Source organism: Mycolicibacter heraklionensis (assembly GCF_019645815.1).
In the GTDB taxonomy this organism is placed as follows: Bacteria; Actinomycetota; Actinomycetes; order Mycobacteriales; family Mycobacteriaceae; genus Mycobacterium; species Mycobacterium heraklionense.
The window spans coordinates 4,754,531-4,767,329 of record NZ_CP080997.1 but is presented as its reverse complement, the minus strand read 5'-3'; the positions used below and the strand labels follow the sequence as shown (position 1 = coordinate 4,767,329).

The window sequence follows — 12,799 nt, the reverse complement described above, 5'->3', positions numbered from 1 at the left end:
CATCAAAGTCGTGGTCAGCGCGGCTCGGGTAGTCGACAGCCCGCCCGGTTGCAATTAATCGGACTGAAACCACTTTATTAAAGCCAGTGTTGACTAAGGCAAGAACAGCATTAACGTAAGCATTAAGTTAGCGACGGTTAGCCGCCGTTCATGGGGAGGTCGCCATGTCCGCTCGTCCGGACACATCCGCGGGTCGTCGCACCAGGCGGATCATCAGCGCTGGTAGCGCGGTGGGCGCCTTCCTGGCGTTCGGAATGGCCCCGCTCGCCGTCCCACCGCCCGCCCAGGCGGATGTGATCGACGATTTCTTAGGTGACCTCGACGCGTTCGGGTTCATCGGCGATGGCTCGTTCGACACCCTGGGGGGCTCCGCCGAGGCGCTCTTCGGCGATGTCTGGGGGATGCTGCAGACCGCGTTCGCCAGCCCGGACTTCTTTGCTGTCATCAACGCCGACCTGCCGCTGATCTACCAGGCGGACATGTATCTGCCGGCCTGGCAGGACATGCAGGGCCTGATCGCAGACCCCGGCAACGCCTGGTGGCTGGACCCGATGAATGACTTCTCGACCCAGCTGACCGGCCGCGATCTGATCGGCAACGGTCTCGATGGCCTGACGGTGGACAATGCCGGCGTCGACGGAACGGCCGGTGGCTGGCTGTTCGGCGACGGCGGCGCGGGTGCCGGCGGCGGCAATGGTGGGGATGCCGGGTTGTTCGGCAATGGTGGTGCCGGCGGCGCCGGTGTGGGCGCCGGCAGCGGCGGTAACGGCGGCCTGGGCGGCTGGCTGCTCGGTACGGGCGGTGCCGGTGGTGCGGGTGGTGACGCCGGTGGTTCCGGCGGCAACGGCGGCGATTCGGTGTCGTGGTGGAGCTTCGGTGGTAACGGTGGTGCGGGCGGTGCTGGCACCAACGGCTCGGCCGGTGCGAACGGCGCCGGCGGTGACGGCGACAACGGTGGCGCCGGTGGCCTCGGTGGGCACGGTGGTAAGGCCGGGTTGTTGTTCGGTGACGGGGGCCTGGGCGGCAACGGTGGCCAGGGTGGCGCCGGCGGCAATGGCGGCCTCGGCGACCTCGCCGCCGACGGCGGTGATGGTGGCAATGGCGGTGCGGCCGGGCTTGCGGGCCAAGGCGGTCGTGGCGGATTGATGGGGCTGACCGGTTCGGTCGGCCAGAACGGCCTCGGGGGAGTCGGAGGGAACGGCGGTGCCGGTGGCGAGGGGGCCACCGGTACCGCCGGCGCCGACAGTGGCACCGCACCGGGCACCGGCAGCAACGGTGGTGCGGCCGGCAACGGCGGCCATGGTGGTGCCGGCGGCGCGGGTATCGACGGCCACGGCGGCGGTCAGGGCGGCAACGGTGGGGCCGGGGGTGTCGGCGGAACCGGTGGTGCCGGCGGGGACAACACCGGCGCTGGGGGCACCGGCGGCACCGGTGGTAACGGCGGTGCGGGCGGTAATGCCGGGGCGGCGGGCGCCGGCGGAGTCGGCGGCGGTCAGGACGGCGCTAACGGTGTCGGTGGAGCGGGCGGCCTCGGCGGTGCGGGCGGCGAGGGCGGCACGGCGGACAGCTCCAGCAGCGCCGGTCGCGGGGGCACCGGCGGCGACGGCGGTGCCGGCGGGCACGGCATCGATGGCGGTAACGGCGGAGCGGGCGGGACCGGCGGTGTCGGCGGTGCCGGTGGCGGCGGCAAGGTCATCAACCTTTTGATGGGCCAACTGTGGTCCGGCGGCACCGGGGGAACAGGTGGCACCGGCGGCCTGGGTGCCGACGGCGGTGCCGCCGGCAACGGCGGCGCGGGCGGCACCGGCGGCGCCGGCGACACCTACGGGACAGCCGCGGCGGCCGGGATCGCCGGTGCGGGGGGCGCCGGCGGCATCGGAACGGCGACCGCGGCCGGCCTCGGCGGCGGCGGTGGCGGCGGCGCAGGTAGTGCCGCCAGCACAGCCGAGTCCGGCGGAACGCTGACCGGTACCGCGACCGGCGGCAACGGCGGCAAGGGCGGGGACGCCACCACCACCGACACTGGCGGCGCCGGCGGCGCCGGCGGGTTCGCCGAGGCCCTGGTCTCCGGAACCGGCAGCAGTGCCAGCGGATCTGCGCTCGGGGGCAACGGCGGTAACGGGATCGGCACCGGCAACGGCGGCGACGGCGGCACCGCCGCGTTGGGGGCCCTCGGTGACGGCAGTACGGCCAGTGGCAACGCCATCGGCGGCAACGGCCACGACGGCGTCAATGGCGGCACCGGGGGTAACGGCGGCTACGGCTCCATCATCAGCAGGGACGGCGGCAGCGTCACCGGCGCGGCGGCGATCGGCGGCCACGGTGGTCTCGGCAATGCCGGCACCGGCGGCAACGGGGGCGACAGCAACGTCTTGGCATTGAGCGCCGGCAGCACCGCCGCCGGCACGGCTCAGGGCGGCACCGGAGGCGACGGGATCGACGGCGGTCACGGCGGGCTCGGCGGTGGCGTACAACTGTGGGGCGACACCGGCGGCAGCGCGACAGGAACCGGCGTGGGCGCGCTCGGCGGCAACGGCGGCTCAGGCACCGGCACCGGCAGCGTCGGCGGTGACGGCGGCCAGGGCTGGATCCAGGGCTGGAGCGGCGACGCGACCGGTGTTGCCCACGGCGGCAACGGCGGTAACGCCACCGACGGTGGCCACGGCGGCACGGGCGGCCTCGGCGGGGTGGGTGCCACCGGCGCCGGGAGTGCCGACGGCACCGGCCAAGGCGGTAGCGGCGGCGACGCGTCGGGTGCCGGAAGCACCGGCGGCGCAGGCGGCTCCGGTGCGGTGGCGGGCTACAGCGGCGCGGCGGCCAACGGTGACGCGACCGGCGGGAAGGGTGGCTCGGCCAGCAACGCGGGCACCGGCGGCCAGGGCGGCCTCGGGGCGGTGAAGGCCGAGAACGGCGGCGACGCCACCGGCAGCGGCACCGGCGGCAACGGCGGCGGCGGCAACGGCGTCGTCGGCTACGACGGCGGCCAGGGCGCCATCTACACCAACAACAGCGGCACCGTCACCGACAGTGATGCCACCGGAGGCAACGGAACCGCCGGCGGCAGCGGCGGCCAGGCCCAGGTAGAGGCCATCGGCACCGGCAGCAGCGTCAGCGGCAGCGACGCCGCCGGCGGCAACGCCGGGGCGGGAGGCGACGGCAGGCACGGCTACATCTCCGCCCAAAGCGGGGGCGTCATCACCGACAGTCAGGCGGTCGGCGGCAATGGCTCCGACACCGCGGCCGGCGGCTATGCCGAAGTCACCGCGCAGGGCGCCAACAGCTCTATCGCGGACAGTTCCGCGACCGGCGGCAACGCCGGGGCTGACGGCACCGCCGGCAACTTCGGCGGTAGCGGCGGTTACGCCCAGTTGCAGGCGCTCACCGGCGGCAGCATCGACAGTTCATTTGTTGCGGGCGGTGCCGGCGGTGCCGGCGGTAGCGGCGGTTGGGGCGGTCTGGGCGGCTACGCCTCCATGTCGAGCAGCGCCAATTCCAGCATCATCGATTCCAGCGTGACCGGCGGCGACGGCGGTGCCGGCGGTGCGGCCGGTAACGGTGGCGGCGGCGAAAATATCGCGATCACCTTCTCCAGTGGCGGTGTACTCCAGAACCAGCACTACACGGGGTTTAACGGCCCTCCCGGGCTCAACTAACGCGCCCGGAAGATCAGCGTCCGCTGCACCACGAAATTGATCACGGTGGCAGTGCCCTGCGCCGCCACGAACGCCACCGGCAGCGCCCACCGCTGGTAGTCCAGTAGCTGCAGGCACAGGTGGTTGATCCCCACCTGGACAGCGAACGTCAACGCGTACAGCGCCATCACCGCGACGAACCGCCCGGCGTGAGCCGAGGACTGAAACGTCCACCGCCGGTTGATCAGGTACGCGGTGGTGGTCCCGGCGACGAAGCTGCACCCCTTGGCGATGTCGACCGGCACACCCGCCCTGAGGTACAGCAGCAGGTACAGCCCGAAATCCACTACCGCCGACAGTGCCCCGGTGACCAGAAAACGCCACACCTGCGTCGAGAGCTGCAGGGGGCGGGGTGTTGTCTCGGCCACCCGGGAATCCTAATCAGCTGCCCGCTCAACCTCGACCCGCAGGTACATATCAGGAAGCCTATGTATTTCACAGTTTTTCGGTCAGTGTGAGCGGATTGAGTTTTCCTGTGATCCGTTTCATATTTAGACACGTGTCCAATTTGACCGGGGGCGCCGGTCAGAAACCCACTGTTCACGGGCATTTCAACAAGTTCCCAGGTTTGCGATGTCGGCGCGGTTGCCGTCGTCGCTGGCGCTCTGTTACCTTAACGACGGCTTAGCAATTAACGACTCTGTCAGCCGCCAAGAGCTAATCCTTACCTGAAGGGAAAACATGTCGCACCGATCCACCGCCAAGAGCAGGACCCGTCGTCTCAGCCGCGCCGTGGGCGCCACCAGTGCCGCCGGCGCCTTCCTCGCGTTCGGCATGACGCCGATCACGGCTGCGCCGGCCAGTGCTGACTTCGATGACTTCCTCGGGGACCTGTTCAGCTGGGTCGAGCCGGCGTCCGTGGACTCCTCGGCCTATGACTGGTTGGGTCTGAACGCGTTCTTCGACGGGGACTTGGCGGGTTCGGCGGCGGCGACTCCGCTCGATGGCCTCAACGCGTTGGTGGCCAACACCCTCAACACGCTGATCTACCAGCCGATCTATGGCATCAACCAGTTCCTGATCGACAGCGGCCTGCGTATCGACGGTGTCTTCGACAACGGTGACAACGCCTTCGTCAGCATCAACGGCGACGGTGACCTGGTCTACCACGCCGCGTCCGCGGGTGGCTTCCTGTTCGGCGATGGTGGTAGCGGCGCGTTCGTCAACGATGCCGGTGAGGTGCTGGGCGCCAATGGTGCGGTGCTGCTGGACGGCAATGGTGACGTCGTCACGCTGGACGGTATCGAGGACGGCACTTACTCGTTCGCTTCGAGCGACTTCACTCTCAACGGCGCCAACGCCGGCCTGATCGGCAACGGTGGCGATGGCGGCAGCTTCTTCGGACTCGGCGGCGACGGCGGCGCCGGCGGCTTCCTGATGGGCAACGGTGGCGCTGGTGGTACCGGCGGGATCGGTGACACCGGCGCGATCGGCTTCGCCGGCGGTGTCGGTGGCGACGGTGGCTTCTTCCTGGGCAACGGTGGCGCCGGTGGCACGGGTGGCACCGGTGGCACGGGTGCTGCCGGTGGTGTGGGCCAGGCCGGTGGTGCTGCGGGCGACGGCGGCGCGGGCGGCAACGGTGGGGTGGCCGGCCTGTTCGGTAACTCCGGTGCCGGTGGCACCGGTGGCACCGGTGGTGTCGGTGGCGCCGGCGGCGCGGGTGCTGCTGGCGAGGACACCCAGGACGGCAACGGTGGCGCCGCTGCTGTCGGTGGTAACGGCGGTAACGGTGGTGTCGGCGGTAACGGTGGCGCCGGTGGCTTCTTCGGGGTGCACACTCAGGGAGCTGCAGGCAACGGCGGCAACGGCGGCGACGGCGGTGTCGGTGGCACCGGTGGCACCGGCGCCACCGGCGCGGACGGCAGTTTCGAGAACGGCGGCACCGGTGACGGCCAGAACGGCGGCAACGGCGGTGCCGGTGCAAACGGTGGCGTCGGCGGCAATGGCGGTGCGGCCAGCACGGTCGGTGGCGCCGCGGGCATCGGCGGTACCGGCGGTAACGGCGGCAAGGGCGGCGACGTCGGCCTGGGTGGCGACGGCGGCAACGGCGCGGCCGGTACCGCGGAGAACCCCGACGGCGGTAACGCCGGCAACGGTGGTGACCCGAGTGACATTGCAGGCCTTGGCGGCGCGGCTGGCCAGGGTACCGGCGGCAGCGCGGACGGCGTGAACGGTGCGGACGGCAGCGTCAACCCGATCGTCTCGGGTAACGGCGGCCGGGGTGGTGACGGCTACGACGCGGCTTCCGACAACGGCGCGGCTGCGGGAACCAGCGGTGGTAACGCAGGTGCCGGCGGTAACGGCGGCAAGTGGGGCGACGGCGGTAACGGCGGTAACGGCGGCAACGGTGCCGAGGGCGCCGAAGGCACCTTCGCAGGCAACGGCAACGGCAACGGCACCGTCGGCGGCAACGGCGGCAACGCCGGCAACGGCGGTAGCTCCGGTGAGCTGGCGATCAACACCGCCGGTAACGCCGGTACGGCCGGTAACGGCGCCGACGGCGGTGCCGGTGCCAACGCCACTACGCCGAGCGTCAATGGCGGCAATGGCGGCAGCGGCGGCAACGCCGGTAACGGTGCCGCCGGTGGTACCTCGGCCAACGGCACCGCTGGCACCGACAGCGACGGCGGTGTCGCCGGCAACGGCGCCATCGGCGGCAATGGTGCGGCCGGCACGAACGGCGTCCCGTCGGCGGTCTACACCGACCCGGCAGCCAACGGAACCGCGGGCGGTAACGGCGGTACCGGCGGTAATGGCGGCAAGGGTGGGGCCGGTGGCGGCACCACCGGTCTCGACAGCGACGGGGGCAACGGCGCTGTCGGCGGCAACGGTGCCGACGGCGGGCACGGCGGCTACACCACCCACGGTGACGACAACGACCACCCGCTGCAGGGGCACAATGTCGGAGTCGGTGCCAAGGGCGGCGACGGCGGCGCCGGTGGTAACGGCGGCGCGGCCGGTGGAGCCGGGGCGAACGCCGGTAACGGTGCCAACGGCGGTACCGGCGGCAACGGTGGCGCCGGTCCGGACCTCAAGGAGCTGGGCTACGTCGACACCGCGGGCAACACCGACGCGGGCGTGGCAGCTAACCTCACCGGTGCCGGCGGCAAGGGCGGCGACGGCGGCAGCGGCTACGTCGCCGGTGACGGCGGCAAGGGTGGTAACGGCGGCAGCGACCAGTTCGCGGCCGGTTCCAACGGCGGCAAGGGCGGCAACGGCGGCAACGGCGGTGCGGGTGTCGGCGACGGCAGCACCGGCGGCAACGGCGGTGCCGGCGGCCAGGGCGGCGACGGCAGCGACATCCGCTGGGGCTGGACCGGCAACGGCGCGCCGCCGGCGACAACACCGGGCGGCGACCCGTTCAGTAACGGAACCACCAGCTCGTCGGGCCCGGTCAACAACGTGCACGGCGGCAATGGCGGCAACGGCGGCAACGGCGGTGTCGGTGACGCGGCCAACGGCACCGGCGGTACCGGCGGCGCCGGCGGCACCGTGGAGACGCCGGACCTGCCCACCGGGCCGGGGTCCATCGGCACCAACGCTGGTGCGATCAACGGTGGCGCCGGCGCCACCGGGGGCACCGGTGGGACGAACGGCACCCAGGGCACCAACGGCAACACCCCGTAGCCACAGCGCAAAAGAAACACCCCGCACAACCGTGCGGGGTGTTTCTTTTCGCGTCTGCCAAACCGTGTTGCGAAGTGTTCCCCCGCTGCCACAACCGAATTCGTCTCTGAGCTCATCCTCGAGTTCGCAAATTCACTGCCCTGCAATACAATCAACGACTATGTGGACGACGTCGAACGGATATTCCCGGGCCATCGCCAGCGTCGCAACCGCTGGCGCGGTAGCGTTTTCGGCCAGCGGCGTGACGGCCATGACTGCCACGGCGCTTCCGGCCTCGCCGGCGTCCGCATCGGTCTTCGCTCCGGTCGAGCTGACCGCGCTGAGCGGCGACTCCAGCCTGATGGACATCATCGGCACTCTGACCGGACTGAACTGGATCATCCCGTTTCTGGACAACCCGGACAATCCACTGTTCCCTCTCGTCATCTCCCTGGAGGCCCTTGGCGAGCTGTTTGTGATCATTCCGCTGACCTTGCTGATCGGCACGCCGCTGCTGTTGCTCACCGAAGGCTTCCAAGGCATTCAGGACACCTTCTCCCTGCTGGGCACCGCCGTCGATGGCGTGCAGAGCCTGATCGACGAACTGGCGGACTGGTACCAAACCCGTAACTGGTTCACCGGCCAACTGCTTGATGCCGGGTCCAGTGAAGCCGTCGGCGTGGCCGGTTGGGGCGACGTGTTCCACCCGAGCGGCCTCGATGACATCGTCGCCCCAGTGAGTCTCGACGATGGGTTCACCGTGGGCGCTGTCGACGCCGGGCTGCCCATGGACGGCTTCGACGCCGTGCTCACCGACTTCGGCTTGGGCGACCTGATCGCCTAACCCGCGGGCCGCTGATCCGGTTGCCCGCTGGCGCAGCTGCCACCAACCCGGGCGTGCATGCGCGGGAGTCAAATCCCATAGGCGATGGCCAGGGTAGTCCTGGGGGTTAAACAGCTCAGACTTATTGAGAAGACTCTGGCAACCTAGACAACGCACAGCTTTTTGCCCGTTATGAGCGTAAAAGCAGGCCAAAAAAACTCCTCTTATTCGCACGCTTGTCCTCTCGATAAGACTCCTTTCTACGTGTATCACCAGGTCCGGGCGGTCTGTACTGCTCCTAGCTGGCGTGATCCTGGAAATTGGTTGCCCACTCGCTGGCGCGTCTGTTAACTTAACGAACGCTAAGCAATTTACGTCTCAGTCAGCCGCCACCAGCCCATCTCGCCTTAGGGGAAGACATGTCGCACCGTTCGGTCGCCAAAAACAGGAAGAGCCGCCTCGGTCGCGCTGTCGGCGCTACCAGCGCCGTGGGCGCGTTCCTCGCGTTCGGCATGACGCCGTTGACGGCAGCGCCGGCCAGCGCAGACGGTTTCGACACCTTCTTCGGTGATCTGTTCAGCTGGATCGAGCCGTCCACCGCCGACACCTCGGGGTTCGACTGGTCAGACCTTGGCGCGCTGTTCGGCGGCGGCGACCTGGCCGGCTCGGCGGCCGCCGTGGACCCGCTGCAAGCCCTTAACGAGTTGGTGGCCAACACGATCAACATGGTCGTCTACCAGCCGTTGCACAGCATCGGTCAGTCGTTGATCAGCAGTGGCCTGCAGATCGAGGGCGTCTTCGATAACGGCACCAACGCCTATGTCAGCCTCGACAGCGACGGCGGGCTGGTCTTCCACGCTGCGACCGGCGGTGGCTACCTCTTCGGTGACGGTGGCAGCGGCACGTTCGTCAACGCCGACGGCGACCTGCTCGGTGCCGGTGGCGTGGTCCTGCAGAACTCTGATGGCGACGACATCACCTGGGCCGACGTCGAAAACGGTGTGTACCAGTTCATTCCGGGCTCGACGGTCAGCCTTGATGGCGCCGACGCCGGCATGCTCGGCGACGGCGGCGACGGCGGCAGTGGCCTGCTGCTCGGGCTGGCCGGCGGTGACGGCGGCGCCGGCGGTACCTGGATGGGCAACGGCGGCGACGGGGGCGCGGGTGCCTTCGGGGTGAACGGTGTGGGCGCGGCCGGCACGGACGGTCTGGCGGGTGGCGCCGGTGGCGCCGCCGGTTTCCTGTTCGGCAACGGCGGCAACGGCGGTGTCGGCGGTAACGGTGGAAGCGGTGCTGCTGGGACGAACGGGAACGCGGGCACCACTGGCCTGAGCCCGAAGGGCGGCAGCGGCGCCACCGGCTTCGATGGAACCAACGGCACTGACGGCACCAACGGCTTTGCGGGTGGCAATGGTGCGGCCGGCGGTAACGGCGGGGCCTCCGGCCTGTTCGGTAACTCCGGCACGGGCGGCAACGGTGGTCTCGGCGGAAACGGCGGCGTCGGCGGCAATGGCGGTAACGGCGGTGGAGGCGGCGACGGTGACCTGAACAACGGTCCCGTCATCGGTATTCAGGCCCTGGCGAGCGACCCGGGTGGCGACGGCGGCACGGGCGGCAATGGTGGTAACTCCGGTGCCGGTGGCGCCGGCGGTGTGGGTGGTGCCGGCGGCAACGGTGGTGGCGGTGGCTTCTTCGGAATCCACCCCTCGGGTGCCGCGGGTAACGGCGGCGCGGGTGGTGCCGGCGGCGGTTCCGGGCAAGCCGGTAACGGCGGTAACGGTGGCGCGGGTGGTGCCGGTGGCGGTACCGCGGAGCAAGGGCTCGGCCGTGCCGCCGACGACGTGGTCGTCGGCGGCGGTCGCGGTGGTGACGGCGGCCAGGGCGGCAATCTCGGGGCGGTCGGTCTCGGCGGCAAGGGCGGTGCGGCCGGCGTCAGCCCGGGCACCATCTTCAGCGGCCCGCACGGCAACGCGGGCGCGGACGGCGCCGACGGCGCGCTGGCGACGGGCACAGGCAGCGGCGGTAACGGTGGCGCCGGCGGTGCCGGCATCGGTGCCACGGGCGTGGCCGGTGGTGACGGTGGCAACGGCGGTGCGGCCGGCGACCACGGCAACGGCGGCAACGGCGGCGCCGGCGGCAACGGCGGCCAGGGTGCTGCCGGCCACAACAGCTCCGACGTGGCCACCCCCGGCGGTGACGGTCTCGTCGGTGGAAACGGCGGCGCGGGTGGCGTCGGCGGCGCCGCCGGCTCGATTGCCGGCAACGGTGGCAACGGCGGCAACGGTGGCGTTGGCGGCACGGGCGGCACCGGAGGTCGCGGCGCAGACTCGGTGAACTCGAATGTGGACGGCGGCAAGGGGGGCAACGCCGGCGACGGCGGCCAAGGAGGCAATGGCGGTAACGGTGGTGCTGCGGCCAACGGCAACGGTGGCAACGGTGGCAACGAGGGCCGGGGCGGTAACGGTGGCGTCGGCGGTAGCGGCGGCCACGGTGCCGACGGTGGGACCAGCAACGGTGGCGAGGGCGGTGCGGGTGGCAACGCCGGCCCGGGTGGCGCTCTGGCCGGGGTGGGAGGCAAGGGTGGTGGTGGCGGCACCGACGGCACCTACGGCCTGATCGGCAACCTCGGTAACGGTGGCGCCGGCGGCGCCGGTGGTGACGGCGGCAACGCGGCCACTGCTCAGGGCGTCTTCGTCGCGAACGGGGCCAACGGCGGAAACGGCGGCACCGGCGGCCTTGGCTACGCGGCCGGCACCGGCGGCCAGGGCGGCGCCGGTGGCGAGGGTGTCATCGGTGGCACCGGTGGTAACGGTGGTACCGGTGGTGCACTGACCTCGCAGGCCAACGGTGGCAACGGCACCGGCGGTAACGGTGGCACCGGCGGAACCGGCGGCCAAGGTTCTGCCCTCGGTGGCACCGGCGGCAAGGGCGGTGCCGGTGCCAGCGCGACCGGCAACAACGACGCCGGGAATGGCGGTGACGGTGGCGCCGGCGGTAACACCACTGGTGTGGGCAACATCGGTGACGGCTCGCTGACCGGTGGACACGGCGGCGCCGGTGGTGTCGGTGGTAGCTCCGAGAACGGCTGGGCCGGCTCGGGCGGGAACGGCGGCAAGGGTGGTGCCGGTGCACCGGTCGGTAACAACAGCCAGAATCCGGTGTTGACCACCGGTGGCACGGGCGGCGCCGGCGGTAACGGTGGCGGGACCAGCAACGGCAATGCCGGCCACGGTGGCGACGGTGGTGCCGGTGGTGCCGGCAGCTTCACCGGTGGTGCCGGTGGTGTCGGCGGCGCCGGCGGCGGTGTGACCAACGAGGGCAGCGGACGCGCTGGCGCCGGTGGTGAGGGTGGCGACGGAGCCAACGGTCGCGGTATCGGCGGCAACGGCGCCACCGGTGGTGCCGGCGGTAACGGTGGCAGCGGGGCGGCCGCTAACGGCAAGACCGCCGGGCAGGGCGGTGGTGGCGGCGGTGGCGGTGGCGGCGGCATCTTCAACCAGCTCAACGGCGGCACCGTGACCGTCAGCACCGCGGCCGGCGGCAAGGGCGGCGACGGTGGTGCAGGCAGCCTGACCGGTACCGGCGGCAACGGCGGCAACGGTGGTTCTGCTTCTATCACTGCCAACGGCTTCGGCATCAACAACGCTCACGTCACGGGCGGCAACGGCAGCAACGGACAGGCCAATGGCGTCAACGGCGCCAACGGTGAAGACAAACACATCCCCTAGGGCGTGACAGTTCGGCGAAGCTGAGACAACTGCGGCCCGGTCGAAAGACCGGGCCGCAGTTGAGTTTTCGGCACCCCAGGCGGAAATTGCGCGCTGTCGACGGCAGCACAGAAGTAGCCGGCAGGTTTCTGATTTTGAACCCGAAACCGCGTGTACTGCAATAGAATCAGCCTTCATGTGGACGGCGTCGAATGGACATTCCCGGGCCCTCGTCGGTGTTGCGACCGCTGGTGTCATCGCGATGGCGGTCGGTGGCATCACCGGTGACACCGCCATCTCCGCCGCCGCGCATCACAGTGTGGTCCCGTCGGCATCGGTCGTCGCCCCGGTGGAATTGACCGCGCTGACAAGCGATTCCAGCCTGATGGACATCATCGGTGAGCTCACCGGCTTGAACTGGATCATCCCGCTACTGGACGACCCGGACAGTCCACTCTTTCCGATCGTCATCGGCCTCGAGGCGCTCGGCGAGTTGTTCGTGGTGATCCCGCTGACGCTGCTGGTCGGCACGCCTCTGCTTCTGATCACCGAGGGGTGGCAGGGCGTCGAGGACACCATCACGCTGTTGGGTACGGCCGCCGACGGTGTGAAGAGCCTCTTCGACAACCTCGTGGACTGGTACGAGACTCGCAACTGGCTCACCGGTGAATTGCTCGATCCCGGCTCCAGCGAGGCTGGCACTCTGTCCGGCCTGGGCGATGTATTCCACACGGGCAGTTGGGATGACGTGTTCACTCCCATCGGTTTCGACGCTGTCCCCACTGTGGACGGTTTCGACGCCGGTCTTGCCGACGTCGGTCTGGGTGACCTCGGCGAGGTGTTTGCCTGACCCGCGGGGCCGCTACGGCCCGTAAGCCGCGCGCGCCGGTGCTGCCATGCGCGACGGCCGGAACTGCTGTTTCGAATGAGACCGCTCAGCTGAAGCTACGAAACCGGTGGGTTTCGCCGCG

At 70.5% G+C, this 12,799-nt stretch carries 6 protein-coding genes; 5 read left to right on the top strand and 1 reads right to left on the bottom strand.

Annotation, left to right across the window (positions count from 1 at the left end; all coding sequences use genetic code 11):
• The first annotated feature begins 164 nt into the window (after nt 1-164).
• Nucleotides 165-3,653: a PGRS repeat-containing protein gene (locus K3U94_RS24225; protein WP_267878334.1), complete on the top strand. Its 3,489-nt coding sequence runs from the start codon at nt 165-167 to the stop codon at nt 3,651-3,653.
• Here the strand turns inward: K3U94_RS24225 and K3U94_RS22365 are convergent.
• The gene (locus K3U94_RS22365; RefSeq protein WP_220695069.1) at nt 3,650-4,060 is read right to left on the bottom strand and encodes a GtrA family protein; all 411 of its coding nucleotides are present in this window, start codon (nt 4,058-4,060) and stop codon (nt 3,650-3,652) included. The two genes, K3U94_RS24225 and K3U94_RS22365, sit on opposite strands and share 4 nt — an antisense overlap.
• A gap of 313 nt (nt 4,061-4,373) precedes the next feature.
• On the opposite strand from K3U94_RS22365, the gene K3U94_RS24220 reads away from it, so the two are divergent.
• From K3U94_RS24220 to K3U94_RS22345, 4 genes are all read left to right on the top strand, one after another.
• On the top strand, nt 4,374-7,319 hold the full coding sequence (locus tag K3U94_RS24220; protein WP_220695068.1) for a hypothetical protein: 2,946 nt from the start codon (nt 4,374-4,376) through the stop codon (nt 7,317-7,319).
• A gap of 160 nt (nt 7,320-7,479) precedes the next feature.
• Entirely contained in the window at nt 7,480-8,142 is a 663-nt protein-coding gene (locus K3U94_RS22355) for a hypothetical protein (RefSeq protein ID WP_220695067.1), read from the top strand.
• Between the two features lie 398 nt (nt 8,143-8,540).
• Nucleotides 8,541-11,849, top strand: a complete 3,309-nt coding sequence (locus K3U94_RS22350) for a hypothetical protein (protein ID WP_220695066.1) — start codon at nt 8,541-8,543, stop codon at nt 11,847-11,849.
• Nucleotides 11,850-12,024: 175 nt separating this feature from the next.
• Nucleotides 12,025-12,678: a hypothetical protein gene (locus K3U94_RS22345; protein ID WP_220695065.1), complete on the top strand. Its 654-nt coding sequence runs from the start codon at nt 12,025-12,027 to the stop codon at nt 12,676-12,678.
• Nucleotides 12,679-12,799: the final 121 nt, after the last annotated feature.

What these genes read in the sequence shown, in the direction of transcription:
- K3U94_RS24225 (WP_267878334.1), top strand. Translation starts at nt 165, where the DNA reads ATGTCCGCTCGTCCGGACACATCCGCGGGTCGTCGCACCAGGCGGATC.
- K3U94_RS24220 (WP_220695068.1), top strand. Translation starts at nt 4,374, where the DNA reads ATGTCGCACCGATCCACCGCCAAGAGCAGGACCCGTCGTCTCAGCCGC.
- K3U94_RS22355 (WP_220695067.1), top strand. Translation starts at nt 7,480, where the DNA reads ATGTGGACGACGTCGAACGGATATTCCCGGGCCATCGCCAGCGTCGCA.
- K3U94_RS22350 (WP_220695066.1), top strand. Translation starts at nt 8,541, where the DNA reads ATGTCGCACCGTTCGGTCGCCAAAAACAGGAAGAGCCGCCTCGGTCGC.
- K3U94_RS22345 (WP_220695065.1), top strand. Translation starts at nt 12,025, where the DNA reads ATGTGGACGGCGTCGAATGGACATTCCCGGGCCCTCGTCGGTGTTGCG.